This window comes from Chryseobacterium sp. Marseille-Q3244 (genome assembly GCF_940807095.1).
Lineage (GTDB): Bacteria > Bacteroidota > Bacteroidia > Flavobacteriales > Weeksellaceae > Chryseobacterium.
Window position 1 is genome coordinate 359,765 of record NZ_CALNWX010000002.1, and the last position, 25,884, is coordinate 385,648.

At 35.6% G+C, this 25,884-nt stretch carries 24 protein-coding genes; 11 read left to right on the forward strand and 13 right to left on the reverse strand.

The annotated features are described in order from the left end of the window. Positions 1-39 precede the first annotated feature (39 nt). Complete coding sequence (locus NBX25_RS04750) at positions 40-894, forward strand: glycosyltransferase family 2 protein (protein ID WP_250252968.1); 855 nt, start codon at positions 40-42, stop codon at positions 892-894. 108 nt (positions 895-1,002) lie between these two features. Beyond that, a complete protein-coding gene (locus NBX25_RS04755) occupies positions 1,003-2,049 on the forward strand; it encodes a hypothetical protein (RefSeq protein ID WP_250252969.1) in 1,047 nt (348 codons plus the stop codon). 35 nt (positions 2,050-2,084) lie between these two features. Here the strand turns inward: NBX25_RS04755 and NBX25_RS04760 are convergent, their stop codons facing one another. The 7 genes from NBX25_RS04760 to NBX25_RS04790 form a co-directional block, all read right to left on the reverse strand. Continuing rightward, positions 2,085-3,563, reverse strand: a complete 1,479-nt coding sequence (locus NBX25_RS04760) for a lipopolysaccharide biosynthesis protein (RefSeq protein ID WP_123908684.1) — start codon at positions 3,561-3,563, stop codon at positions 2,085-2,087. A gap of 9 nt (positions 3,564-3,572) precedes the next feature. Next, entirely contained in the window at positions 3,573-4,367 is a 795-nt protein-coding gene (locus tag NBX25_RS04765) for an FkbM family methyltransferase (protein ID WP_123908683.1), read from the reverse strand. Between the two features lie 335 nt (positions 4,368-4,702). Further along, positions 4,703-5,371, reverse strand: a complete 669-nt coding sequence (locus tag NBX25_RS04770; protein WP_250252970.1) for a DUF2461 domain-containing protein — start codon at positions 5,369-5,371, stop codon at positions 4,703-4,705. Positions 5,372-5,481: 110 nt separating this feature from the next. Then, positions 5,482-6,711 (reverse strand): ABC transporter permease, encoded by a 1,230-nt coding sequence (locus NBX25_RS04775; RefSeq protein WP_250252971.1) that lies wholly within the window; start codon positions 6,709-6,711, stop codon positions 5,482-5,484. A 19-nt stretch (positions 6,712-6,730) separates the two neighbouring features. After that, a complete protein-coding gene (locus tag NBX25_RS04780; protein ID WP_123908680.1) occupies positions 6,731-7,480 on the reverse strand; it encodes an ABC transporter ATP-binding protein in 750 nt (249 codons plus the stop codon). Positions 7,481-7,530: 50 nt separating this feature from the next. Beyond that, entirely contained in the window at positions 7,531-8,805 is a 1,275-nt protein-coding gene (locus NBX25_RS04785; RefSeq protein WP_250252972.1) for an efflux RND transporter periplasmic adaptor subunit, read from the reverse strand. Between the two features lie 88 nt (positions 8,806-8,893). Next, complete coding sequence (locus NBX25_RS04790) at positions 8,894-10,204, reverse strand: TolC family protein (protein ID WP_250252973.1); 1,311 nt, start codon at positions 10,202-10,204, stop codon at positions 8,894-8,896. A 227-nt stretch (positions 10,205-10,431) separates the two neighbouring features. Here NBX25_RS04790 and NBX25_RS04795 point away from each other — a divergent pair, with 227 nt between their 5' ends. The 8 genes from NBX25_RS04795 (at position 10,432) to NBX25_RS04830 (ending at position 18,555) form a co-directional block, all read left to right on the forward strand. After that, positions 10,432-12,126 (forward strand): DEAD/DEAH box helicase, encoded by a 1,695-nt coding sequence (locus NBX25_RS04795; protein ID WP_123908677.1) that lies wholly within the window; start codon positions 10,432-10,434, stop codon positions 12,124-12,126. A 151-nt stretch (positions 12,127-12,277) separates the two neighbouring features. Beyond that, on the forward strand, positions 12,278-12,916 hold the full coding sequence (locus tag NBX25_RS04800; RefSeq protein ID WP_045494045.1) for a DUF47 domain-containing protein: 639 nt from the start codon (positions 12,278-12,280) through the stop codon (positions 12,914-12,916). A 23-nt stretch (positions 12,917-12,939) separates the two neighbouring features. Further along, positions 12,940-14,082, forward strand: a complete 1,143-nt coding sequence (locus NBX25_RS04805) for an inorganic phosphate transporter (RefSeq protein ID WP_250252974.1) — start codon at positions 12,940-12,942, stop codon at positions 14,080-14,082. 103 nt (positions 14,083-14,185) lie between these two features. Continuing rightward, positions 14,186-15,157 (forward strand): polyprenyl synthetase family protein, encoded by a 972-nt coding sequence (locus NBX25_RS04810; RefSeq protein ID WP_250252975.1) that lies wholly within the window; start codon positions 14,186-14,188, stop codon positions 15,155-15,157. 74 nt (positions 15,158-15,231) lie between these two features. Next, positions 15,232-16,185, forward strand: a complete 954-nt coding sequence (locus tag NBX25_RS04815; RefSeq protein WP_250252976.1) for a GSCFA domain-containing protein — start codon at positions 15,232-15,234, stop codon at positions 16,183-16,185. Continuing rightward, positions 16,182-16,703 (forward strand): DUF4269 domain-containing protein, encoded by a 522-nt coding sequence (locus NBX25_RS04820; RefSeq protein ID WP_250252977.1) that lies wholly within the window; start codon positions 16,182-16,184, stop codon positions 16,701-16,703. Before NBX25_RS04815 ends, NBX25_RS04820 begins: the two co-directional genes overlap by 4 nt. 5 nt (positions 16,704-16,708) lie before the next feature. After that, the gene (locus NBX25_RS04825) at positions 16,709-17,473 is read left to right on the forward strand and encodes a TatD family hydrolase (RefSeq protein ID WP_250252978.1); all 765 of its coding nucleotides are present in this window, start codon (positions 16,709-16,711) and stop codon (positions 17,471-17,473) included. Between the two features lie 14 nt (positions 17,474-17,487). Continuing rightward, positions 17,488-18,555 carry an acyltransferase family protein gene (locus NBX25_RS04830; protein ID WP_123908671.1) on the forward strand — a complete coding sequence of 356 codons (1,068 nt, stop codon included), beginning with the start codon at positions 17,488-17,490 and terminating at the stop codon, positions 18,553-18,555. Positions 18,556-18,558: 3 nt separating this feature from the next. On the opposite strand, the gene NBX25_RS04835 is transcribed toward NBX25_RS04830, so the two are convergent. The 6 genes from NBX25_RS04835 to NBX25_RS04860 form a co-directional block, all read right to left on the reverse strand. Continuing rightward, on the reverse strand, positions 18,559-19,869 hold the full coding sequence (locus NBX25_RS04835) for a DEAD/DEAH box helicase (RefSeq protein WP_123908670.1): 1,311 nt from the start codon (positions 19,867-19,869) through the stop codon (positions 18,559-18,561). A gap of 253 nt (positions 19,870-20,122) precedes the next feature. After that, positions 20,123-20,611 (reverse strand): DUF6438 domain-containing protein, encoded by a 489-nt coding sequence (locus tag NBX25_RS04840; protein WP_250252979.1) that lies wholly within the window; start codon positions 20,609-20,611, stop codon positions 20,123-20,125. A gap of 47 nt (positions 20,612-20,658) precedes the next feature. Further along, on the reverse strand, positions 20,659-21,699 hold the full coding sequence (locus NBX25_RS04845; RefSeq protein ID WP_250252980.1) for a DUF6438 domain-containing protein: 1,041 nt from the start codon (positions 21,697-21,699) through the stop codon (positions 20,659-20,661). Next, positions 21,692-22,675 carry a GTPase ObgE gene (obgE, locus tag NBX25_RS04850; protein WP_123908666.1) on the reverse strand — a complete coding sequence of 328 codons (984 nt, stop codon included), beginning with the start codon at positions 22,673-22,675 and terminating at the stop codon, positions 21,692-21,694. Before obgE ends, NBX25_RS04845 begins: the two co-directional genes overlap by 8 nt. 64 nt (positions 22,676-22,739) lie before the next feature. Further along, positions 22,740-23,318: an adenylate kinase gene (locus NBX25_RS04855; RefSeq protein WP_123908665.1), complete on the reverse strand. Its 579-nt coding sequence runs from the start codon at positions 23,316-23,318 to the stop codon at positions 22,740-22,742. Positions 23,319-23,441: 123 nt separating this feature from the next. Further along, complete coding sequence (locus NBX25_RS04860; protein WP_045494079.1) at positions 23,442-23,996, reverse strand: phosphoribosyltransferase; 555 nt, start codon at positions 23,994-23,996, stop codon at positions 23,442-23,444. Between the two features lie 195 nt (positions 23,997-24,191). Here NBX25_RS04860 and abc-f point away from each other — a divergent pair, with 195 nt between their 5' ends. Continuing rightward, on the forward strand, positions 24,192-25,781 hold the full coding sequence (gene abc-f, locus NBX25_RS04865; protein WP_250252981.1) for a ribosomal protection-like ABC-F family protein: 1,590 nt from the start codon (positions 24,192-24,194) through the stop codon (positions 25,779-25,781). Positions 25,782-25,884 lie beyond the last annotated feature (103 nt).

The following is a 25,884-nucleotide window of genomic DNA, read 5'->3' on the forward strand; positions in this document are numbered from 1 at the left end:
TCATTTATCACTTATCATTCATTACTTATAAATTACTCCGTGAGGTTTTTAATTATTATTCCTGCCCATAACGAAGAGCAGAACCTCTCCTTCACTCTGGACTCCTTACAGCAGCAAAGTAGTAAGGATTTTAAAGTGGTAGTCGTTAATGACGGTTCCACAGACGGTACTTCTGATGTTATCAGAAAATATACTGCACCTGATTCCCGTTTTGAAACCATTAATCTTCAAAAATCAGAACATCAACCCGGTTCAAAAGTAGTTCATGCTTTCAAAAAAGGTTTGCAGACACAGTCAGTAGATGATTTTCATATCATTTGTAAATTTGATGCCGATATTATTCTTCCTGAAAATTATCTGGAAACTGTAGAAAAAGCTTTTAATAACAATCCCGAATACGGATTGGTAGGAGGGTTGCTCTACGTAGAAAAAGATGGAAACTGGGTATATGAAGGGAATTCTAATAAGCATCATGTAAGAGGCCCTATGAAGGCTTACCGGAAAGAATGTTTTGTTCAGATGGGAGGCTTAAGGGAAACATTAGGCTGGGATAATATAGATTCTATTCTATTGGAGCATTTAGGCTGGAAAGAAGTTGTCTTACCTGAACTTCATGTAAAGCTTATTAAAGTAAAAGGAGCGGATTATACCATAAGACCAGCCGATTATTACGGGCGTTATTTCTATTTTTTAGGATTGAACAGATTTCTGGCTTATATTGCCTCATCAAAGGAAGCAATGAAAAGCAAATCTCCATCATTTTTCTTTGATATTGTGAAATCCTATGAAGGTTGTAAGGCTAAAAAACTGGAACTTAAAATTTCAAAAGAAGAACAAAAAGCCGTTAACGATCAACGCTGGAAAATGCTGAAGAAAAAATGGCTGAAAATGTAATGCTGTAAACCAATATAAACATCAATAGAAACGGACTTTAGTCCGTTTAATACAAAATAAAAATTCAACCGGCTTTAGCCAAAAATTAAAAATAATTCCAATCGGTCAGTGAAAAAAATAGCCTACATAGAAATAGATACCCACGCAGAAATAGCACAGGCTTTCATGAATGTCATGGAGGGATCTCAGAATTTCAGTGTAGATTATTATTTTTCCAAAAGGATAAAGGATCAGATCCGTGAGACCGGATCAAAGGTTTTTCTGTCGGATAGTTCTATGATTTTAGATCAGCTGAAGACGAGAGAATATGATTTGGTTATTATCGGAACTGTTCATCGTTTTTTCAATACATTTTTGGCGATAACAAAAAAATACAATACGGCTGTTATTACTCATAATCTCAATTTTACCAGAGCCTCAAAACTTGATTTAATAACAAATGTATTCAAAGGTGATGTCATCTACAGACTAAAACTATGGTGGAAAGAAGGATTGTTGTATGCTGGTAAAGTGTATCAGCAATCAAAATCTCTGATAGTACTGGATGAAGCGCTGATCTCTGACAGGCATCAGTTTCTGCCTCTTTTTTATGCCAGAGACTATGTGTCATCTGAGAATGAAAGTCTCATGATTGTTATTCCGGGTGGTGTTTCTCAGAAGAGGAGAGATTATGCCCATATTTTTGCAGCCATTCAGAAGATAAGATCGGATCAAAAATGTGAATTTATTTTTCTTGGAAAAGCCCAGACTTATGAATTAAAACAACTTGAACGCCTGTCTTCAAACCTGCCGGAGAATATCTCTGTAACCTATTTTCCAGAAAGAGTCTCATCGGAAGACTTTGAGGCCTGGATGCAGAAGGCAGATGTACTTTGGTGTCCGATTCAACAGGAAACGGAATTTTTCAGCATAAAAGAAACGTATGGGAAAACCAAGATGACAGGGAACCTTGGCGATGCTATTGCCTACGGAAAACTGGCTGTTTTTCCAAAAAATTACCCATCAAAACTGAATTTCATTTTTCCCGAAAAAGAAAATATCCTTGAGCAGATGAATGGGCTTATAAACACCCATTTCGATTTTCAAAAAAATTACGGTAAGTCAGAAGTCCAAAGCAGATTAGAACAGGTATTAAACAGCCTTATTGCTGATTAAATTGGTATTGTTCTGTTGTTTTTATCTTCTAAGTCTTATTTAAACTTAAAAATACTCTTAATAAACCTCATATTCAGATAATCCTCTATTGGGAAAATCTTTGTAAAGTAGTTTCCAATATAGATTAATAGGAGTACTACAGCAGGTTTGTAGATCAGATTGATGAAGTTGCTGTTGAAATTAGGCAAAACAATGGCTACAGTAATCGCTAAAGTACAAATGATTGAAATGAAGATCATTTCGATACTCAATGGTGAAACTTTGAAAAGAATATAGTTGAATAAGATTTTAACAACATTATAAATCGTAAGGGAAATGGCTGTGGATAAAGCAATTCCGATAAGTTTCAAGTCTGTATTTTTGATGAAATAATAGTTCAGCCCAATCGTTAATCCGGCTAATAAAAGCATCACCAGAATGTTGAATCTGTAATACTTTGAAAGAGAGATGATATTTCCGTTGAATCCTGTGGCTAAGTCAATTAAAACTGCAGATCCCCAGATCCATACAACCGGTTCATATTCTCTGAGCATTACCCCATTTTTTGGCATAAACTGAGTCAGGTAAGGAAACCCGACCATAATGCAGGAAAATAATACCGCTCCCAGAAAATATAACGTTAATGAAGTCTTCTTATGGAACTTATCCAGGCCTTCCATGTCACCATCAGCAAGATGTTTACTGATAATGGGTGCTGAAATATTAAATAAACCCAGCTGTGGAATAGAGATCAATGAAATAAGAGCATATAATACAGAATAAATACCATTTTCTTCCATACCCATAAACTCTCCGATCATAAAGCTATTAATCGCCAGGTAATTTCCAAATGTTCCCAGAAAGCCAAAGAAACTGTAGTTTAGAAATTCTTTCCAGAAATTGTCTTTCTTAAAATAATCTGTACTGATGTCAAAATGGATTTTCTCAAGTTTATTGGTGTAATAAATATATCCGAAAAGCATTAAGGTAAACATTCCAAAGAAGAAAGCCAATGCTATATTCTGAGACAGAGAAAAATAAAAGAACAGACAGAATGCTCCCAAATTGGCTATTTTAGGGAATAGATTGTCAAAGATATTAGAAACAACAATCCTTTTATAATTAGAAGTGTATTTATTGAAAATAGCACAGATAGATAAAACTAAAATAAGAGGTAAGATAATTTTTTTAATTTTCCAGGCTTCCGAATGAATGAACTTGGGATAAAAGTAAGGAAGAACAAAAAATATAATGGAAAATATAATGAAGTTAATTAAAACAGTAACAAGCGATAAGGAAAGCATGTTCTGATTTTTACCATCTTTCTGTAAAGAATGAAAAAATTTCACATTCGCATAAGAAATTCCAAAAACAACGAAAGGAACAAGCATTTCTGCAGTTTGCATACTGTAGCGGAGTTTTCCATAAAATTCGAAGTCATTGGGAAAGATGAATATTGCAGAAACTGTACCCAGCAAAAAACCAATATAACCGATAATGGAATATTTGAAGCCTTGTCTCGCTACTACGCTCATAAAGTTGTTTTAAGGGTTTTTAGGTATAAAAATAATATTGTTGATGTACTGAGTTTTATTTTTTTCGTCGTTTGTATTTTGTAGCAGAATATTCTCTGTAAGGGTTTCAAGGGTAAAGGTGTTCCTGTTCAGGTACTTTACTTCATATCCCCAGCGTTCCACTTCAGAGATTTCATTCCATATAGGTGTTTGGTGATGCCTTTGTTCCATCTCAACCATTAAAGTAGGCATAAACTGTCTGATGGTTTCTTTAGCTCCCGAAAGAGTCTTTATTTCATTGCCTTCAACATCAATCTTGATAAAATCCAGTCGGTTGAAGTGTTCCAGAGCAGCCCATTCGTCCAGTTTGATAACCTTTACTTTCTCAGTATAGCTTTTCTCTTCGCCTTTTTCTTTGTAGTCCGTATTTAAGGTTCCACGGGAAGCGATGGTTTTTCCGTTGATAATGGGAACTTTGAATTCCGCAATTGTATTTTCGTCAGAAAGTGCCAAAGGAAGTACCCTCATCGTAGGGAATAATCTTTTCAGTCTGGTGTAAAGCTTTTTATTAGGCTCAAAAGCATAGATATGCTCGTGGTCTAATTTATTTTCCAGTTGATACAGGAAAGTTCCTACATTGGCGCCAATGTCCAGTATTACAGCATTTTTTGGAAGGTATTCTTTGATCCATACCAGTTCCGGTTCTACATTGCGTTCCGAAAAATTATCTTTATTAAGATTGTTTAAGGTCTTAAAATATCTTTTCTTATAAAAATCCGGACTTATATATTGTAGTTTTTCTGCAATTTTTTGGTATAAAGACATCCTTAGCTTTTTGACGAACAGCAAAGATAAGCAAAAATGTAAAACTTTTCTTAAAAAATGTTAAATATAATGAATTGATTTTCAGTTGATAGTGTTTGTGTGTTGTTTTGTAAGACCTTGAGCTCTAATATATTTTGAATTTGTCACAGAAACGCCTTGTAGGAGTGTTTTTTACTTTGTAGAATATTTATGCGTAAAAAAAACAGAATTTCATAGGTCTATACAGGCATTTTTTAGATACTACAATAGTAAATGCAGTCGCATCTGTGAAAGTCCTAGCCATCTGTGGTAAAAAATACTGATGAAATTCAAAAGAGTTTATTCTTGAACGATTTTTAATCCCGGAAAGGAGTATTCAGGAAATCATTAAAAGGTTTCATTAGTTTGAAAATCTTACTGAGATTTTTCACAGCATTTTTATCTAAAACTTCTTCATCTTTGATGGGGTATACCACAATGAAGTTTTTAAGCTTTAAATATTCCGCCATAGGATCTTCTTTTTCAAAACCCTGAGGAACCTTTTTCAGTTTATCATCCTGATCTAGTTCAGGAAAGTGCTTTTTGAAATCTTTATGATTTAAAATTTTAAGAAAATCATCGCCATACAAAGAGATTTCCTTCCGTACTTCTTTTAAAACTGGAGATTCAGGCATATATATACCACCGGCCAGAAAAGATTTACCAGGTTCCATATGAAGGTAATATCCGCCTTTCTGATTTCCTTTTCCCATCCCCAGAGAAGCTCCGAAATTAGTTTTGTACGGGGATTTATCTTTCGAAAAGCGGGTGTCACGGTAAATTCTGAAAAGTGATTTTTTGCTGTCAATTTTAGCAAGTTCTTCATCAAATCCGGACATTTCTTTAATCAAGCTGTCTAAAAAATCAATGACATTTGACTGAGATTCAGTATACAGATTCTTATTTTCATTAAACCATTCACGGTTGTTATTTTTGGTTAACTTTTTTAGAAAATCAAAGGTTTTAGAAGAAATACTGGCTGACATATTTTGTTGATGTTTATTAATTTTTCTGGTGGCTATATTCTGAATCTCATCATCCCGAAAACTCGAAACCCGTGCCCATACTCCACAACACTATCCAAATTTACATAAAACTATTCATATCTCAATGCTTCAATAGGGTCAAGTTTTGATGCTTTTAAGGCAGGATAATAGCCGAAAAATACTCCGGTGACGGCACAGACAATAAACGAAATAATAATGGATGACTCGGTAATGAAGGTAGGCCATGAAAGAAAAAAAGTAACCAACTCTGAGGAAAGAATCCCGAGAATAACTCCCAATATTCCTCCGGTAATACTGATGAGTACGGCTTCGATCAAAAATTGGTACAGAATGTCTTTTCCTCTGGCTCCAATTGACATCCTTAAACCGATTTCTTTGGTTCTTTCAGTCACAGAAACATACATAATGTTCATAATCCCGATTCCTCCTACAATCAATGAGATTCCGGCAATAGCAGAAAGCAGTACGGTCAGAAGCTGGCTGGTAGAACTCATGGTAGAGATCAGTTCCGCCTGGGTTCTTACACTGAAGTCGTCGTTGCTTCCATCAACGGGAAGCTTGTGCTGTTTTCTTAAAATTTCTGAAACCTGATCCGTAGCCTGTTGTGACGTGTTTGCATTCGTAGAAGCCGCATAAATGGTCTGCACATAAGTAATTCCCAGAAATCTTCTCTGAACTGTATTAAAAGGAGCCAGGATGACATCATCCTGATCCTGGCCGAAAGCATTAGATCCTTTAGGAGAGAGAATTCCAATAACTTTCATGGGAACTTTATTAAACCTGATAATACTTCCTATCGGGTCTTCTCCGTTGGGGAAGAGATTCGTATAAACCGTCTGTCCAAGCAGGCAGACTTTATTGGCAGAGGAAACATCTTTCTTGCTGAAAAAATTACCACTTGCTACACTCCAATCCCTGATTTGAGAATATTCTTCATTAACACCCTGCAATTGGGTAGGCCAGTTATTGGGTCCGTTGATCGACTGTCCATTGGTTTGTACAGCGGGAGAGACATAAGAAACATCAGGTGCTCCTTTGGAAATAGCGTCAGCATCCTGTGATTTCAGTGTTTGCAATCCGGAGGCTCCTATTCTTGCCCCTCCTGAAACATTCACATTGCTTGAAGGCCGAATCGTAATCATATTGGAACCCATGGAAGAAAGCTGATCGCTGATACTCTTTTTAGAACCTTCGCCAATGGCAGTCATAGCAATTACGGAAGCAACACCAATAATGATCCCAAGCATCGTTAAAAATGCTCGAAGCTTGTTTCTTAAAAGGGCTTTCCAGGCAATTCTGAAGAGGTTTGAGAGGTTCATTGCAATGAGGTTTTAGTGTTTATTGATAATCATCATTGACAGGAAGAGCATCCAGCGCTTCTCTGGCAGATTTTATATTGTCATTTTTAACATCCTTAATTACTTTTCCGTCCCGCAGTGTGACTGTTCTGCTGCTAAAAGTAGCGATATCGGGTTCATGCGTTACAAAAACAATGGTACGTCCCTGTTTATGTAAATCCTGCATGAGTGCCATGATCTCGTAGGAAGTTCTTGTATCAAGATTTCCAGTGGCTTCATCGGCAAGGATCATAACAGGTTCATTCACTAAAGCCCGGGCAATAGCTACTCTTTGTTGTTGCCCACCTGACATTTGATTGGGAAGGTGATCTATTCTGCTTTCCAATTTTACGGCAGTCAATGCTTCTAATGATCTTTTGTGTCTTTCCTCTGTTGAAATTTTTGCATTGTAAAGAAGAGGAAGTTCCACGTTTTCCCTTGCTGTAGTTCTGGGAAGAAGATTGTACGATTGGAACACAAAACCTATTTTTTTATTCCTAAGAACAGCCAATTCATCTCGGTCAAGATTTTTAACATTAACTCCATCAAGAATATAATCGCCGCTGGAGGGTTTGTCCAGGCAGCCCAAAATATTAAGCAAGGTAGATTTTCCCGAGCCACTGCTTCCCATGATCGTCACGAATTCTCCTCTTTCTACAGAAAAAGTAACTCCTTTCAGCGCATGAACAATCTCTTCACCCATTCTGAATTCCCTTTTCAGATCCATGATATCAAGAATTTTTTCTGCCATGACTTTTGTTTTTTTATTTTTGCTAAATATTAGGGTAGATTTTGGGCTTTTTATTGTCTGGGTCCACCGCCGCCACCGCCTTTATTATTGTTACCACCACTTCTTCTTTGAGGCATAAACGGGCTTTTTGTCTGTCCACCGGAAGATTTTTTAGAGAGCAGCTTGTAGCCTGTGATGATATTATCATTTTTATCTAAACCAGAAATAACTTGTATTTCAGTATCACTGTCCATCCCTGTTTTAATCCTTTTGTGGGATATGGTGCTGTCTTTGGCAATAACCCATACACCGGCCTCATTTTTCTTGTCTGTACCTTTTTTCATCCCTTGCTTTTTTCCTTGCCCTTTTTCATGGGCTTTAGCATTGGCAAATGGTGAATTGATCTTGTATTTTTGAATAACCAGACTGTCTGGTCTGAAGCTGGTTGCAGCAGTAGGGATTTTCATTACATTCTCTAAAACCTGTGTGTAAATTGTAATATTTGCGGTCATTCCTGGCTTTAATTTCAAACCAGAGTTGTCAGCATTAATGATGGTAGTGTAGTTTACAACATTCGATGAAACGGTAGGGTGGAGCCGGACTTCAGCAACTTCACCATTAAATGTTTCATCAGGAAAAGCATCTACAGTAAAAGTTGCGTTCTGTCCCACCTTCACATTTCCAATATCAGCTTCATCTACTGAAGCACGAACCCTCATTTTAGTAAGGTCTTTAGCAATACTAAACAGAGTAGGGGTACTGAAGCTGGAGGCTACAGTCTGCCCTTCGCTTACATTCCTGTTGAGAACGGTGCCGTCTATCGGAGAATAGATATAGGTAAGTGAGAGGTTTTTATTAGCAGTAGAAAGCTGGGCAGTTACAGTACCTACCTGTGCTTTTGCCATATTATATTGATTGGTGGCAATATCATAATCTGCTTTGCTGATGGCTCCTACTTTATAAAGCTGTGACTGCCGGTTGATGTTGATTTCATTGTAAGCAAGATTACTTTTTGCATTCTGAAGATTGGCTTTATACTGTTCAGATTGGAACTGAAGAAGATCCGGATCCAGAGTCGCTAAAAGCTGTCCCTTTTTTACAGTAGAATTAAAATCTACATAAATATTTTTGATAATTCCTGATACCTGAGTACCTACCGCAACAGTATCCACTGGTTGAATAGTTCCTGTGGCAGTAATAGAATTGGAAATTTCTCCCATTTCAGGTTTTACCGTTTCCAATTGGATTTTTATTTCTTTTTCTCTGATGAAGAAAAACCAGACTGCACCTATAGCAATGATGCCGCCCACAACCCAGTATAACCATTTTTTATTCTTTGTTTTCATATGCTAGCCGTTTATTGTTTTTAAAGGTCATATGCAATCGCGTTATCCTCATCGGTATTTTGTTTGTAAATCATAGCGATTTCATAGTTTACTTTAGATTTATAGGGTTACCTGCATAAAATTCGTAAATCTGTTTATTGAGAACCGCAGTGTATTTAGCCTGCAGATAATTTTGAATAGACTGAATGTAAAGCAATCGTTGCTGTTGAAGCTGTACATAGTCAATACTGCCAATTTTCATCTGAGCATTCACAATATCGTAGCTCTGTTGGTTGAGCTCCATTTGTTTGGAGGCGGAATCGTATTGTGATACTGCATTTTGTAAATTGATATAGGATTGCTCGATTTGTTGGTTGAGAATCGTTTTGGTATTTTGAAGATCAAGATTAGCCTGCTCTATCGCAATTTTTGATTTTTCAATCTGCGTTTTGTATATTCTGTTATTATAAAACGGAATACCAAGGCTTAATCCGATAGGCATGTAGAAATTATTACCTAATTGATTAAAATAATTGCCATTCCCATTGGTATAATTGGTTGAAACATTTCCTACTACACTTAAGGTGGGTTGAATAGAAGCCTGAGCCATTTTAAGATTGGTATTTGAATTTTCCACATTCAGTTCCCCATATTTTACTTCAGGGCGTTGGTTTTGGGCAAGACTCTGAACGTCTTGAAGGGGTTTTAGCTGGTCATCCACCATGAGACTGTCCGGTTTTACAATCTGGAAGTCATAATTCGTCGGCAATTGCAAAATTTGTTTTAAATTAACAATATTGGTGCGCAAATTATTCTGAGCTGAAATTAAATTATACTGATCCTGAGCAACCTGTGATTGAATCTGAAGATAATTAAGTTTAGAAAGACTTCCCGCTTTATAAAGTTGATCTCCCTGTTTTAACTGGGTTTGGGTTGTTTTTAAAACATTTTCCAGTGAAACGATATTTTCTTCATTCATCAAGATATTAAGATATGCCTGTGTGATGCTTATGGTAATATTGTTTTCAGATTCCTGTACAGATAAATCAGCCATCTGAACGAGCATGTTTTTTGATGCTTCATTATTTTTAATATAATTGGCATGGTAAAGGGTCATCGAAGAATTGGCTCCAATACTTTGAGTTTGTGCTCCGGTTACATGAAGCCCGTCATTTCCGTTAAGAGAAAAAAGACCTTGTGAAACCGTTCCGTTAAGGTTGGGATATTTTGCTTCTTTAGCCTGCAGCAGATCCTGCTGAGCTGAATTTTTTGAAAGCCTTAATGAATTGATAGAAATATTGTTTTCCTTTGCATATTCAATACAATTATCCAGGGTCCACCGGGTGGGATAATTGGGGGTCTGAGCAAATATTTCAAGCGTTATCAATGAGAATATCAAAAAGAAAAATCTGCGTTTCATAGTTTTGTTTTCGAAAATTCATAAATAATCCAGAAAAAATCAATCCAATTTAATAAAAAAAACTAATGTTTAACAAATTTTTAACCCAAAGCTTATTTTTTTGGATTTAATTTTTCAAATATTAAAAAAGTATTAAAAGATTCTGAATTTAAGTTTGTATATTTAAAACTTTGTTCAAAAACAAGTCAAATATTTATTGTATCTTTGCAAAAATTTTAAAATAGTTAATGAATTTATTTACGGAAACCAATTTAAGTCCTGATATCCTTAAGGCAATTGGCGAACTGGGTTACGAAAGCCCAACAGAAATCCAAAAACAGACTATCCCTTTTATTCTTTCAGATATTCGCGACTTGATCGCACTTGCGCAGACAGGGACAGGCAAAACAGCAGCGTTTTCGCTTCCGATTTTGGATATGATTGACGATACGAGTCGCAAAATCCAATTATTGGTGCTTTGTCCGACACGGGAATTATGTCTTCAGATTTCTAAAGACATAAAGAATTACTCTAAATACATGGACATCAAAACTACTGCGGTTTATGGTGGAAGTAGTATTGTAGATCAGATGAGATCTTTAAAGGACAAACCACAGATTATCGTGGGAACTCCAGGTAGGGTAATTGACCTTATCAACAGAAAAGCATTAGACTTTTCTGCGATTCATTGGTTAGTATTAGACGAAGCTGATGAAATGCTTTCAATGGGATTCAAGGATGAATTGGAAACCATTCTAAGTGAAACTCCGGAAACTAAACAAACTTTCTTATTCTCGGCTACGATGAATAAAGAAGTGGAAAGAATTTCCAAAAACTATCTTACAAAGCCACACCGTATTTCAGTAGGTTCTATCAACGAAGTGAAGAAGAACATTACGCATGAATATTATGTGGTAGGATACCGTCAGAAAAAAGAAGCATTAAAAAGATTAATTGATGCTAACCCGAACCAGTATTCCATTATTTTCTGTAGAACAAGAATGGAAACTCAGGAGGTTGCAGATTTCTTAATGCAGAACGGTTATGCAGCTGATGCCCTTCACGGTGACCTTTCTCAGGCACAGAGAGATACAGTAATGAAGAAATTCAGATTGAAAAACATTGATATTCTTGTGGCTACAGACGTTGCAGCAAGAGGATTGGATGTTAACTCTCTGACTCACGTTATTCACTTCTCTTTACCTGATGATCCTGAAGTATTCGTTCACAGAAGTGGAAGAACTGGTAGAGCAGGAAAAGACGGTATTTCTATGGCTTTAATCAAGCCTGAAGAAAGCAGAAAACTGAAGCAAATCAAATCTGCTACTAAAATTGAAATTAATGAGAAGTTCATTCCTACAGGTGGAGATATTATCAAAGCTCAGGTAGGAGGTGTTTTTGAAAAATTATTGACGGAACACGAAGATATTTTCGAATTTGATGACAGTTTAATTCCAGATCTAAGTAACTTTACAAAAGAAGAATTGGTGCACCAGTTGTTACAATTCCAATTGAAAGACCTTGCTTTATACTACAAGGATAAACATGATCTTGCTGAGCAGAAATTGAGCAGCAGAGATGATGATTATTCAAGAAGAGATCGTGGTCGTGATAGAGACAGAGATAGAGGAAGAGATCGAGACAGAGATCGCGGAAGAGACAGAGATCGTGGTGGAAAGCCAAGAAGAAAAGATGAAAACATGGTAAGATTCTTCTTCAACCTTGGTAAAAAAGATCACTTGAAAAAACTTGATGTTTTAGATATTATCAATAAAGCTACTGCTGGTGGAAAAACCAAGAAAAGAGCTGAAATCGGAGATATCGAGATTCTTGAGAAATTCTCTTTCTTTGAAGTTGAAAAATCATTCAAAGACAATGTTTTAAGTAACATTCAATCGATGAAATTTAAAGGAAAAGATATGAGAGCTGAAGTAGCTAACTAATCTCTTTTTATACCCTATAAAACCGGCAGTAATGTCGGTTTTTTTATTTGGTAATCAGCAGGTAAGCGAATGTTAACAAAACTTAATGTTATATAGTTTCAGGTACAATCCTTTTTTAAGAAATTTGCACTCGAATTATAAATACTAAAAAATGGGAATTGGTAATATTTTCCACGCTTTTCAACCAAAAGATAAAATCTTCTTTGTACTTTTTGAAAAGGTAACTGAAAACCTAGTTGCAATGTCTGAGGAATTCAATGCTGGAATCAAGGATTTCGATCTTAATGACGATTCAATGTTGAAAAAAATGAGTGATTACGAACATAAGAATGACGAGCTTACTCACGAAATCTTCGTAGAACTGGGAAAAAACTTCATTACTCCTTTTGATCGTGAAGATATTCACACACTGGCAACAGGATTAGATGATATTGCTGATTATATCTACGCTTCTACAAAATATATCTTCTTATACAAATCTCCTGAGATGAAAGCTTATTCAGATTTCTCTCTTTTGATTCACAAAGCATGTCTTGAAATTCAGAATGCAATGAAAAACCTTAAAGGGTTTAAGAACATGGAGCAGGTGAAAGAAGCTTGTATTAAAGTAAACTCTATTGAGAATATTGCAGATGATTTGCTTTCCAACTCAATGGTAGATTTATTCGAAACTAATGATGCTATTAACATTATTAAAGTTTCATCTGTATTGAACTATCTTGAAATCGTAACGGATAAAGCAGAAGATGTTGCCAATACAATTGAGAACATCATGATTAAATACGCCTAAAAGATAACAATACATAGCAAAAAATGGAATTTCCGATTTTACTTGTAGTTATTATTGCGTTGGCGTTAATCTTTGATTATATCAATGGTTTCCATGATGCGGCCAACTCAATTGCAACTATAGTTTCTACAAAAGTTTTAACTCCATTCCAGGCTGTACTTTGGGCGGCACTTTGGAACTTTGCAGCTTTCTTTATTGCTGCTTATATTATTGGAGAATTTAAAATTGGTAATACAATTGCCAAAACAGTTAACGAGAATTTTATCACGCTTGAAGTTATATTTTCCGGTTTGATGGCAGCTATTGCCTGGAACCTTCTGACATGGTGGTTTGGGATTCCTTCCTCATCATCACATACCTTGATTGGAGGATTCCTGGGAGCAGCTTTAATGCATGCTTTTATGATGGATTACCATGATGTGGCAGCAGCACAGCCTGAACTTGGAATGTGGGAAACGACTAAAGAAGCTTTCAGCCAGGTAACTCATCAGGGAGTGGTAAAGTTTGATAAAGTTATTCCTATCTTCCTGTTCATTTTCATGGCACCGATCATAGGGATGATTATCTCGATCATTATTACATTAATTATTGTTCACCTTTATAAAAAATCAAATCCACACAAAGCAGACAAATCTTTCAAAAGATTGCAGTTGGCTTCGTCAGCACTGTTTAGTTTAGGACATGGTTTGAATGATGCTCAGAAAGTAATGGGAATCATTGGAGCGGCGGTAATTTATTATCATGTGAATATGCTTCAGGATGCACAGTATTTGAATATTCCTTCTGCAGGACGTTTCGATTATTTTGCTCAACACTATATCTGGGTTCCTCTGGTTTCGTTTATTGCTATTGCTTTAGGAACTATGAGTGGAGGTTGGAAGATCATTAAAACAATGGGAACAAAGATTACTAAAGTAACTTCATTAGAAGGAGTGAGTGCAGAAACTGCAGGAGCAATTACTTTATTCATCACAGATCACTTTGGTATTCCTGTATCTACCACACACACCATTACAGGGTCTATCATCGGGGTAGGATTAACAAAAAGAATTTCAGCAGTAAGATGGGGAATTACAGTAAGCTTACTTTGGGCTTGGGTATTAACCATTCCGATTTCAGCAATAGTAGCTGCTATCACTTATCTTATTGTAACTTTCTTATTTTAAGATAAAAAATCACAATTATCATATAAACTTTGTCCATTTGGGCAAAGTTTTTTGTTTTATAAAGCCTTGAAAAATCGTATTTTTGTTCAAATTATAAGATTTTATGGAATTTTTAGACAGATACCAGCAGCTTGTTGGGGACGCCATCAATAAGTATACTTTTAAAGATAAGCCTACGCAGTTATATGAGCCGATGAATTATATTATTTCCCATGGTGGAAAACGTCTTCGTCCCATTATGGTGCTGATGGCTTGTGATCTGTTCGGTGGAGATCTGAAGCAGGCTATAAAACCGGCTTTGGCTATCGAGTTTTTCCATAATTTCACCCTGATTCATGATGATATTATGGATGAGGCTCCTTTAAGAAGAAATAAGCCTACAATCCATACCTTACATGGAATTAATGTGGGGATTCTTTCTGGAGACGGATTGATGCTTAAAGCATATAAATTCTTTGAAGATCTTGAACCTGAAATCTTTAAAGCCTGTATCCGAATCTTTACCCGTACTGGTCTTCTTTTATGTGAGGGACAGCAGTATGATATTAATTTCGAAACTCAGGAGAATGTAACTTTTGATGATTATATCAGAATGATTACCTATAAAACAGGAGTATTGAGTGCTTCTTCTTTTGAGATCGGAGCTTTAATTGCAAAGGCTGATTTTAAAGATGCTAAAGCAATTTTCAACTTTGGAAAACACATCGGAATCGCATTCCAGATTATGGATGATTATCTTGATGTATTCGGAGATCAGGCACAGTTTGGTAAAAAACATGCCGGAGATATTTATGAGAACAAGAAAACAGTTCTTTATCTGTTAGCAAGAGAACATGCAACAGAAGAAGAAAGAAAAGAACTGGATTACTGGTATTCTAAAAAGACTGATAACATCGATAAAATCTACGGTGTTGAAAAGATATTCAGAAGAACAAAAGTAGATGAAAAAGCCCTTCGTCTGATCGAAAAACACAATGAAATCGGACAAAGCTATCTACAGAAAATTGATATTCCTGAAGAAAAGAAAAAGCCGTTCATTGAACTGGCCAACTATTTATTAAGAAGAGAAAGCTAAATAAGGTTGCAGATGATAGGGAGTAGGTCGCAGCATTGCCTGCTACCTATTGCCTCCCACCTAAAATCTATACAATGAAATTCAGAACAGAAGTTGATATTCCGAAATCAGAGAAGAAGATAGAGATTGAAGATAGGATATTCTCAATTGGTTCCTGCTTTGCCTCTGAAATGACTGAATTACTGAAAGATGGCCAGCTTCAGACGCTAAATAATCCTTTTGGGACAATTTTTAATCCCTTTTCCATCAATAATGCAGTAAAAAGGCTTCATGATTCGGAGTTTTATATAGAAGATGAGTTGATTGTTTATAATGAAGAATATATTTCTTTAGATCATCATACGAGTTTTGATACCAGGTATATTCATCAGACTTTAGACAAGATTAATGGAGCCATTGAAACAGGAAATGCATTCCTTCAGGAAGCTGACTGGATTATTATTACTTATGGATCTTCTTTCATTTATGAGTTTCTTCCAAAGCACAAACTGGTAGCCAACTGTCATAAGATTCCTCAGAAATTCTTTGAGAAGAGGCTGCTTACCCATCAGGAGCTTACAGGGTCCATTTACAATACCATTCTGGAACTTAAGGATATCTGTAAAGAAGGAGTTCAGATTTTGTTTTCTGTTTCTCCGGTAAGACATACCAAAGATGGAATGGTGGAGAATCAGTTAAGCAAGTCCAAATTAATTACCGCCATTCATGAATCTATTTCCCTGTTCGAAGACTGTCATTATCTCCCTGTTTATGAGATTTTGATGGATGATTTGCGGGATTATCGTTTCTATAAAGAAGATATGATTCATCCAAGTACTCAGGCCGTTAATTATATTTTTGATAAGTTTGGAGACTCTTATTTTTCAGAAGAGACTAAAGAATTTATTAAAGAAAATTTTAAGATCATGCGGGCACTGGAGCATAGAACCAATGATGTAAAAGATCCTAAATTTATAGAATTCAGGGGAAAATTGGATCAGAGAATCGAAAATCAAAGAAAAAAAGTAAAACATACCATATTCAAATGATTGATTTTACAAAGATCGACTATCTGAAAACAGGAAATGAAAGGCAAAGAAGAGCTTATGAAATTCTCACAAAGCATCGCATTTTTGAAAAGCTAAAAGAGTATTCTCCAATTTTAGCAGGAACCATTCCTATTGAAATTGACATAGAAGGAAGTGATCTCGATCTTATTTTTGAGGTGGATTTAAAATTTGAAGAAGACTTTCTAGATGATTTAATGTTGAGTCGCTTTATTCCTCATGATGTAGGAGTGGAATATCCCATTGTAAACGGCGAAAAATGCATTACATTAAATTTTATGTTAGAAGGGCTTCCTATTGAAATTTTTGGACAAAATAAACCTACGACTCAGCAAAATGCTTACCTTCATATGATTGCTGAACACAAAATATTACAGGAAAAAGGAGAAGAATTTAAACAAAAAATAATAGACCTTAAAAAAAAGGGAATCAAAACAGAGCCGGCCTTCGGAATGTTGCTGGGCCTTGAAAATCCTTATAAAGATCTGTTGAAATTTTAAATAAAATGATTGATACACATACCCATTTATATGCAGAAGAATTTGATGCAGATAGAAAAGAAGCCATTCAAAGAGCTTTAGATAAAGGAATTACAGAATTTTATCTCCCTGCTATTGATTCCGAATCCCACGGGAAAATGTTGCAGCTGGAAGCTGAATATCCTGGACAGATTTTTTCAATGATGGGGCTTCATCCGTGCTATGTAAAACCTGAATCCTGGGAAAAAGAGCTGGAAATCGTTAAGAATTATCTTGACCAAAGACATTTTCCTGCAATAGGGGAGATCGGAATTGACCTGTATTGGGATAAAACAACTTTGGATATTCAGGTACAGGCTTTCGAACAGCAGATTGATTGGGCGATAGAAAAAGACCTTCCGATTGTAATCCATACCAGAGAAAGCTTTGATGAAACCTTCGAAGTGCTGGAAAGAAAGAAACATCCCCAATTAAGAGGAATATTTCATTGTTTTTCCGGAAATCTGGAGCAGGCACAGCATGCAATTGACCTGAACTTCATTTTAGGTATTGGTGGAGTAGTGACTTTTAAAAATGGGAAAATTGATCAGTTTTTGAATGAAGTTCCTTTAGATAAAATTGTTTTGGAAACAGATTCTCCTTATTTAGCTCCGGTTCCACACAGAGGAAAAAGAAATGAGAGCTCGTATCTTGATCTTGTAGCCGGGAAGTTGGTGAATATTTATGGTAAAGATTTTACTGAGATAGACAGGATTACTACGGAAAATGCAAAGAAGATTTTTGCTATCTAAGAGATAAATTAAATATGAAAAGACTTCCTAATATTACTTCCTTGAGATTTTTCCTGGCTTTATTGGTTGTGATTTTTCATATTCCCCAGTTTTTTGATAACAGAGGATTGCCTACTTTTTATGGTTTACCTCTGTTTGATAAAGGACGTGAAGCTGTATATATGTTTTTCTCTTTAAGCGGTTTTCTTATTATCAGACAGCTGTTTGATGAAAAAAGAATTACCGGTAAAATAAATCTGAAGAACTTCTATATCAGAAGGATAATCAGGATTTTTCCCCTGTATTATCTCGTGGCCATTATAGGATTACTATACTACAATATTATTCTTCCACAACTAGGTTTTGAATTTAAAAGTGAATACAATCTATGGGAAGGAATAATTCTCCTTTTTACATTCTTTCCTAACATATTTGCAACTTTCGAACCAGGAGGGATTCTTGAAATACTATGGTCTATAGGAATAGAAGAGCAATTTTACCTGCTGATTGCTCCTCTTATTTTGTTGATTTCTTTAAAGAATATCAAAGCATTCTTACTGATCTTCACCGTTCTATTCATAGGGTTATATCATATGCCCGGTCTTGAATTCTTAGATGAATATAGAATGATGTTTTTCTATTTCTCTTTTGCGGGATGGTGCTCTTTGCTAAAGTTTAAAACTAATAAATATTGCAATATTCTTCAGATCATAAGCGGTGTACTCCTCCTGATTTATTTTACGACAGACCTATTTATTAATAGTATGTCTGAATTTCAGTACAGAGTTTTCAGTATGGTTCTGTTTGGTTTTTTCCTTATTTTCTTTACCCAAAAAAAAATCAGTTTTTTTGAAAATAAAAAACTGATTTATCTTGGAAAAATTTCTTATGGAATCTATATGTATCACACCATTGTAATGCAATCCATAGGGTTTATTTTACTTCAATTGGTTTCAAAATACAATATAAGTGATTATGCCGTCATTGTTTCAAGTTATCTGATGATCCCATTGATAACAGTATGGATCGCGCACTTTTCATATCAGCATTATGAAAAAAGATTTCTTGCTCTGAAAAGTAGTTACAGAAACATCTCTCAGTAATCTTTATTTCTTTCTTGTAAAATTCTTATTCTTAGGCTTTTTAAATCCAGTAGAAGGAGTTTCTGAAGGGTTAGGCTTCTTTTTATTTCTATTATTGGGTCTGGAATTATTGTTAGGCCTCTTTGGTTTCTCCCCACCTGGCTGAACAGGCTTATTATTGGAATCTCTTTTCTGTGCTACAAGATCATCTGTATGGAACGGATGGTCTTTAATAATAGGAATTTTCTTCCCAATTAGTTTTTCTGTATTTTTCAGATTAAGAAGGTCTAATCCATCTACAAAAGAAATAGAAGTTCCTTCTGCTCCGGCTCTACCTGTTCTTCCGATTCTGTGTACATAGGTTTCAGAAACATCGGAAAGTTCAAAGTTGATAACGAATTTTAATTCATCAATATCAATTCCTCTTGCTGCAATATCAGTAGCTACCAGAACTCTTGTTTTCCCTGATTTGAAGTTATTAAGGGCGTTCTGTCTTGCATTTTGAGATTTGTTCCCATGAATAGCCTCTGCAGAGATATTGTCTTTTTGAAGCTTTCTGGCGATTTTATCAGCACCATGCTTTGTTCTGGAAAATACCAATACGGAATCCGCAATATCATTTTGGAGAATATGAGATAATAAATTTAGTTTGTTTTCTTTTTCTACAAAATAAACGGATTGTTTAATGGTATCTGCAGTAGAGGAAACCGGAGTAACTTCTACTTTTACAGGATTGTTCAGGATAGAATTAGCCAGTTTCTGAATTTCTCCCGGCATCGTTGCAGAGAAAAACAAAGTCTGTCTTTTCTGTGGTAAAAGTTTGATGATTCTTTTCACATCATGTACAAATCCCATGTCAAGCATTCTGTCTGCTTCATCAAGAACAAATATTTCAAGATTTTTTAAGCTAATAATACCCTGGGCAATGAAGTCAAGAAGTCTTCCCGGTGTAGCTACCAAAATATCAACACCTCTTTTGAGTGCAGCTTCCTGGTTCCCCTGTTTCACCCCGCCGAAAATAACAAGTTCTTTTAAAGGAAGATATTTACCGTAAGCATGAATGTTTTCCTCAATCTGAATCGCCAATTCTCTGGTAGGCGTTAGGATTAAGGCTTTAATATTTTTGTTCGGTATTTTATTTTTAGATAGATTCTGTAAAATAGGAATGGCAAATGCTGCTGTTTTCCCTGTTCCGGTTTGTGCACAGCCTAAAAAGTCTTTGCCTTGTAAAATTTCAGGAATAGATCTTTCCTGAATGGGCGTTGGAGTTGTATATCCCTGTTCCTGGATTGCTTTAGCAATAGGTTCTATTAAGTTTAAGTCTGTAAAATTCAAATGAATTATTTTAAAATTTAAATAAAAATTCCCTCTGTCTGAAAGAATTACATTCTGCAAAGGTAGGTTAAAAAATTAAGAACTTAATAACCTCTGTTTGATTGGTAGATCGTTGTAGGTCAGAAAGGGGAGAGATGAACATGTTTTTAATTTGGAATTGTCAGGATTATATCAAAAGTAGAGAATCGAAAGGCTTAAAAAAAATAATTCCTCTTTAAAAAGGAATTATTTTTCAGAATATAATTTAGATATTTTATTTCACCTTAGTCCATTGCTGGTTCTTTCTCAGATCTTCAAAAAAATGATATACTTCTGAGAGTTTTTCACTTCCATGTTTTCCATAATCTTCTACATTTTTTGAAGTACCATCATCAAATTTGATTTTTAAATAAGAGGTAGGTAAATCCGTGATGTTTTTTTCTCCGTATTTGTCCTTCAAGTTTTTTACTTCTAAACCATCTAGTAAACTGATGAGTTTATTGTAATCCTCTTCTTTAATAGTTCCTTTAAAAGTTCCTTCGCGAGGTTTGGAAAATTCGTCTTTTGAAGGCTTATCATTAAAATTAAAGTGCTCTGCTTCAAAAACGGCTGTTCTATCCGGATTGATGGTCATTGTGAATACTGGGCAGAATCCAAAACAGGGAGTTGCCTGATATTCTATTTGAGAATATTTCGAATTTACTTTCTGAGAAGTACAGGAAAATATAAATATAAAAGCACAAAGGCCTAGGACATATTTCATAGCCGACAATTTTATAAACAGTCTTCCAATAATTGTTCCAAAGAGTTTTAAGGTATCTTTTCCCAGTCCTGATTAAATCTTAGGTTGAACAAGATTTTATAAAGTTTTTTAAGCCCATAAGTTCCTACTAACCCGTAGTCCTCAATCTTCTTTATTTTTTTTATTTTTCCAGTATTGTAAACAATCGTAAGGGTAGAAGACGGATTATCAGTTGCGGAGATTGAATAACTGCTATTGAGGTTTGGAAAGTCAATATAATTCAATAGCTCTTCAATAGCAGCAATGTCTGAAGGCTTTATCTGACTTTTAAAAACCCCTTCATTTTTACCTTTATTTAAATTTCCGATTGCATTAGCTGCTGCTGCTCGATCATTATCATCTATGAAGTTAAAAGCAAATGCTGTGAATGTAGAAATCTTATTTTTATTGAGTTCTAATTCAAACATGGGGCAGGTTCCGTAGCATGGCCCTGCTTTGTAAGAAATCTGTTTAATAGAATGCTTTTTCGGTTGGGAATTGTATTCTATGAAATCATCAAATTTATAGGTTAGAATTTTAGATAACATTTTTTCGGGTGTATTAGAAAACATGCTATTGTCTTCATAGGTGATGTTAATATAATCCATTCCATTAATTTTGATGACTTTTGGGATGGTAAAATCACGATGACGTCGCATCACATCTTTAAGTACATACCCCGATTCCAAGTCGAAGATTACCTTGACACTGGTATTACAGGAGATCTCTTTTTTTGAATCCATGGAAGTTTGTATACAGCTTTTATTATCACCTATAAAAAGGAGATCGGTTCTGCCATCATGATTGAAGTCTCCCTTGTAAAAACTTTTACCAACACCTAAGGCTTTTGCTTTTTTCTTAATTTTTGGAGAAATGACCGTGTTATCAAAATCCTTGATTGTTTTCAATGTAAATTTAGAAAGAAAATCATCTTTGCTTTTGGAACAGGATCTTATAAAAGACTCAACCTCGGGGATCGTCCCGAGGCTGTCTATTTTTGAAGTATTACTTTGTGAGAAGTAATATTGATGAATTACAAAAAGTAAAACTGTAATTATTTTCTTATCCATGCAGTTGTTTCCAGATGGCATCTTTCAGTTCGATAAGACCTTCTCCGGTAACTCCTGAAAAGAATAATGGCTGTTTGTTCTCTGGGAATTCAGCAGCAATTTCTTTTTTCAGTTCATTATCCAAAAGATCAGATTTTGAAACGGAAACAATGAAGTCTTTATCTAAAAGCTCAGGATTGTATTCCTTTAATTCATTTTCCAGAATTTTAAACTCCTGGAAGTGATCTTCAGAATCTGCAGGAATCAAAAACAAGAGGATAGAGTTTCTTTCAATATGTCTCAGGAATCTGTGTCCTAATCCTTTTCCTTCTGCTGCCCCTTCAATGATCCCCGGGATATCAGCCATTACAAATGATTTGTAATTTCTGTAATCCACAATTCCAAGGTTAGGGGTCAGGGTAGTAAAGGCATAGTTGGCAATCTTAGGTTTTGCTGCAGATACAGAAGCAAGAAGTGTAGATTTTCCGGCATTTGGAAACCCAACCAATCCTACATCGGCCAAAATTTTAAGTTCGAAGACAATATAGCCTTCCTGCCCATCCATTCCGGGTTGAGCATATCTTGGAGTTTGATTGGTAGAAGATTTGAAGAATTCGTTTCCTTTTCCTCCTTTTCCTCCTTCCATCAAAATGATTTCCTGTTTGTCCTCAAGGATTTCGCCGATAATTTCTCCTTCTTCATTTTTAGCGATCGTTCCGATAGGAACATCAATATAAATATCAGAACCGTCAGCACCGGTAAGCTGGTTTTTTGCTCCGTTTTCACCACGTTCAGCTTTTATGTGACGGGTGTATCGAAGCGGAAGTAAAGTCCATTCCTGTGCATTTCCTCTCATAATGACGTGTCCACCACGACCTCCGTCGCCACCATCGGGACCACCTTTAGGGATATACTTTTCACGGCGAAGGTGGGCAGAACCAGCACCTCCGTGTCCGCTTTTACAATGGATTTTTACGTAATCTACAAAGTTAGACATATAGTATTTGTTACGAGTTGCGAGCTACGGGACGAAAATACGAATCCCGTATCCCGAATCTCGATTATTTAATTTTCTCTACCTCAGCGAAAAGTTTTTGGGAAATTTCATTAATTTCACCTACACCGTTTACTTCAACATATTTACCTTGTTGCTTATAAAGTTCGGCTACTTCTGCTGTTTTAGTATAATATTCTTTAATTCTGTTTTCGATGATCTCTACATTGCTGTCATCTGATCTACCGCTGGTTTCTCCTCTTTTAAGAAGTCTTTCCACCAAAATTTTATCTTCTACGATTAATGAAAGACAGATGTCAATCTCGTCATTTAATTCTTCTTTAACGATTTTTTCCAAAGCTTCTGTCTGAGCAGTCGTTCTTGGATATCCATCAAAGATAAAACCATTAGTGTTGGTAGGTTTTCTGATTTCGTCAATCAGCATATCTGTTGTTACCTGATCCGGAACCAATTCTCCCTTATCGATATAAGACTTAGCCAATTTTCCAAGTTCAGTGTCATTTTTCATATTGTATCTGAAAAGATCACCTGTTGAAACCTGCTTTAAATTGAATTTCTCGATTAGATTCTGAGCTTGTGTTCCTTTTCCACTTCCTGGAGGGCCGAACAGAACAATGTTTATCATAATGTTGTTTCGCTTCCGGCAATGCGCAGATGCTTCTTGCTTTTAGCTTTATTTAGTTAATATTTTACTTTATTTCGATTTAATATTTAAAGCTAAAAGCCAGTAGCTGATAGCTATAGGCATTTAATGATTGATTTGTCCGTCTTCTAACTGGTACAAATTAGGTAGGTTTCTTCCCAATTCATCATAATCCAATCCATAACCAAGAACAAATTTATTTGGAATTTCCTTTCCAATATAATCCAGCTTGAAATCCTTTTTGTAAATTTCAGGTTTCAGTAAGAAACTTGCCAGTTTTACAGATTTAGGACGTTGTGTTTCCTGGAAATATTTGAAAAGACTTTCAACCGTATTTCCTGTGTCAACGATATCTTCTACAAGAATGATGTGACGGTCTTTTACGTCTTTTGTCAGTTCCATTTTTTGGTAAACAATCCCTGTAGATTCAGTTCCTACATAAGAACTCATTTGTAGGAAAGCGATTTCGCATTCCCCAGGATAATATTTTAAAAGATCTGAGAAGAACATGATAACTCCATTCAAAACACCAATGAAAACAGGAACTTCGTCTTTGTAATCTTCATAAATTCTTAATGCGGTCTCTTTTACAATTTCCTGAATTTCGGCATCCTTTAAATAAGGAACGAAAGTTTTGTCGTGAACTTTAATACTTTCCATAAAAATTTTTAGTAGTTGGCAAAGTTACGGATTTTTGATTTTTCATTAAAATCTTTTTGTGTTTAATCATGTATTTATACTATATTTGTTCTTTCAAACCCATAAATACAGACATGTAGGATATAATTTCTTTCAGATTCAATGAAGCGGTAACCAATGAGTTGCCGGTGTTTAACCTTTATTAAGAAAGAAATCATGATTTTACTGCAAAATATATCCTTTGGGTTTCCGGGAGGAGACCTCCTTTTTAATCATATCAACTTAACAATACCATCAAATACCAAATCTGCTTTGGTAGGAAGCAACGGCGTGGGAAAATCTACCCTGCTCAGAATAATAGCCAATGAACAACAGCCATTAGAGGGAACTGTAAACATTCAGGGCAACATTTTTTATGTTCCCCAAATGTTCGGGAATTTTAATCATTTAACCATCGCAGAGTGCCTGAATATAGATCAAAAGCTTTTAGCACTTGAAAAAATTACGAGTGGGGAAGTGGATGAACACTATTTTGAAATTCTGAATGACGACTGGGATATTGAAGAGCGTTGCCAAAGCGCATTACAGTATTGGAATCTTCAGGATTTTGATTTGAACCAAAAATTAGAAGGACTAAGCGGCGGCCAGAAGACTAAAGTTTTTCTTGCGGGAATTCAGATCAATCAGCCTGATGTTATTATTTTGGACGAACCTACAAATCATCTGGATTTGGAAGGAAGAAAACTGTTGTATAACCTTATTGAAAAAGTGAGTGCTACTGTTGTTATTGTAAGCCATGACCGTACATTACTGAACCTTGTAGACACAATTTTTGAATTAAGCAATCAGGGAATTGCGACCTACGGCGGAAATTATGACTTCTACGCAGAACAGAAAGAAGTGGAAGACGAAGCTTTACAAAATGATATTCATGCGAAAGAACGGGCTTTGAAAAAAGCAAAAGAAAAAGAACGTGAAACCATCGAGCGGAAACAAAAGCTTGATGCCAGAGGAAAACAGAAACAGGAAAAATCCGGGGTGGCCAGAATTATGATGAATACCCTTCGGAACAATGCGGAGAAAAATACTTCAAAACTGAAAAGTGTACATACAGAAAAGATCAGTGGCATTTCAGGAGATTTGAGAGAATTGCGCTCTTCTGTAAGAAATTCTGATCAGATGAAGGTCAATTTCAATGATTCCGGATTACATTCAGGGAAGATTTTAATTACAGCGGAGGATATTAACTTTAGCTATGGTGAAGAAAAGCTCTGGAAAGAAAATCTTGATTTTGAAGTGCGAAGTGGTGACCGAATTTCAATTAAGGGTTCCAATGGCTCAGGAAAAACCACTTTGATAAAACTTTTGCTGGGAAATATTTCGCCTTCAACGGGAAACATCAGCAGAGCTGAATTCAACAGCATTTATATCGATCAGGAATATTCATTGATTGATAATGATCTGACAGTTTATGATTTTGTACAAACCTTTAATGATAGCGCATTACAAGAATCGGAGGTGAAGACATTGCTTGCAAGGTTTTTATTCAGTAAAGAAACCTGGGATAAGAAATGTGGGATGTTAAGCGGTGGAGAACGCCTGAGGTTACTGCTGTGCGGACTTTCCATCAGCAATAAAACTCCGGATATGATGATCCTTGACGAACCTACCAATAATCTGGATTTGCAGAATGTAGAAATTCTGACCAATTCTATTAAGGATTATCATGGAACGCTGATGGTGATCTCACATGATGAAGTTTTTCTGGAAGAGATAGGAATTGGTAAGGAAGTAATGCTGAAATAATTTGTTTCCCACAGATTACACAGATTTTACAGATGTTTATGTATGATTTTTTTCTCTGCTTGATCTGAAAAATCTGCGAGAGATAATATGATATTAATATTTT